We start from the raw sequence: 1,350 nt of genomic DNA, 5'->3' as shown, positions 1-1,350 counted from the left end.
CCCATCACTTCGAGTGAGTAAGATTCCTTGTAGACGACAAGGTTGATAGGTCGGAGGTGGAAGCGTGGTGACACGTGCAGCTGACCGATACTAATAAATCGAGGGCTTATCTAACTAAAGTGAAAAATGGTTATGTCTTAATTCTTATCTAGTTTTGAAGGTACTTAGAAAAAAATCTAAAATACCTGTTGACTTTGCTGGATAGATAAAGTAAAATATATCTTGTCCTTGCAAAAAGGATCAATAAGGTCTGGCGGTTTTGGCGAAGAGGTCACACCTGTTCCCATGCCGAACACAGAAGTTAAGCTCTTCAGCGCCGATGGTAGTCGGGGTTTCACCCCCGCAAGAGTAGGACGCCGCCAGGCTTTATAAAATATGGAGGATTAGCTCAGCTGGGAGAGCACCTGCCTTACAAGCAGGGGGTCGGTGGTTCGAGCCCGCCATCCTCCACCATTTCTTTTTAAAACTAAAGATCGTTAAGCCGACCTAGCTCAATCTGGCAGAGCAACTGACTTGTAATCAGTAGGTTGGGGGTTCGAGTCCCTCGGTCGGCACCATTTCGATTTTAATACGTCTGATATAGATTAGTAAGAGCCATTAGCTCAGTTGGTAGAGCATCTGACTTTTAATCAGAGGGTCGGAGGTTCGAATCCTCCATGGCTCACCATTATTTTTCACACCGTGCGGGTGTGGCGGAATTGGCAGACGCGCTAGACTTAGGATCTAGTGTCTCTCGACGTGGGGGTTCAAGTCCCTCCACCCGCACCATAACTTCATATGCGGAAGTAGTTCAGTGGTAGAACACCACCTTGCCAAGGTGGGGGTCGCGGGTTCGAATCCCGTCTTCCGCTCCATTATAAAGTCCTGCCGGGGTGGCGGAATTGGCAGACGCACAGGACTTAAAATCCTGCGGTAGGTAACTACCGTGCCGGTTCGAGTCCGGCCCTCGGTACCATTGCAAATACTAAGCGCCCGTAGCTCAATTGGATAGAGCGTTTGACTACGGATCAAGAGGTTAGGGGTTCGACTCCTCTCGGGCGCGCCATTTTCTATTACGGGAAGTAGCTCAGCTTGGTAGAGCACATGGTTTGGGACCATGGGGTCGCAGGTTCGAATCCTGTCTTCCCGACCATTTCCTTAAATATGGGGCCTTAGCTCAGCTGGGAGAGCGCCTGCTTTGCACGCAGGAGGTCAGCGGTTCGATCCCGCTAGGCTCCACCATTAAACATTTGATCTTTGAAAACTGAACGAAACAACATGTAACGTCAATGTCTTTAAATTATTTTTTTAAAGCCAGTAATCATTTATTTGATGCTAGGCAAACTCTAACTTTATGGAGAGTTTGATCTT

9 tRNA genes and 2 rRNA genes are annotated in these 1,350 nt (G+C 48.0%); all 11 read left to right on the top strand.

What is annotated here, in order from left to right:
* Positions 1–114, top strand: a 23S ribosomal RNA gene (locus IEW76_RS20740); the annotation flags it as partial.
* A gap of 135 nt (positions 115–249) precedes the next feature.
* Positions 250–365, top strand: a 5S ribosomal RNA gene (gene rrf / locus IEW76_RS20735).
* Positions 366–377: 12 nt separating this feature from the next.
* A tRNA-Val gene (locus IEW76_RS20730) sits at positions 378–453 on the top strand.
* A gap of 27 nt (positions 454–480) precedes the next feature.
* A tRNA-Thr gene (locus IEW76_RS20725) sits at positions 481–557 on the top strand.
* Between the two features lie 34 nt (positions 558–591).
* Positions 592–667, top strand: a tRNA-Lys gene (locus tag IEW76_RS20720).
* 16 nt (positions 668–683) lie between these two features.
* A tRNA-Leu gene (locus IEW76_RS20715) sits at positions 684–768 on the top strand.
* An 11-nt stretch (positions 769–779) separates the two neighbouring features.
* A tRNA-Gly gene (locus tag IEW76_RS20710) sits at positions 780–854 on the top strand.
* A gap of 12 nt (positions 855–866) precedes the next feature.
* Positions 867–955: transfer RNA gene (locus IEW76_RS20705), tRNA-Leu, on the top strand.
* Between the two features lie 13 nt (positions 956–968).
* A tRNA-Arg gene (locus IEW76_RS20700) sits at positions 969–1,045 on the top strand.
* A gap of 10 nt (positions 1,046–1,055) precedes the next feature.
* A tRNA-Pro gene (locus IEW76_RS20695) sits at positions 1,056–1,132 on the top strand.
* Positions 1,133–1,145: 13 nt separating this feature from the next.
* Positions 1,146–1,221: transfer RNA gene (locus tag IEW76_RS20690), tRNA-Ala, on the top strand.
* Positions 1,222–1,350: the final 129 nt, after the last annotated feature.

The sequence above is a fragment of the Pontibacillus salipaludis genome (assembly GCF_014642405.1).
GTDB lineage: Bacteria > Bacillota > Bacilli > Bacillales > BH030062 > Pontibacillus > Pontibacillus salipaludis.
The sequence above is the reverse complement of the archived record's forward strand: the minus strand, read 5'-3'. Positions and strand labels throughout refer to the sequence as shown.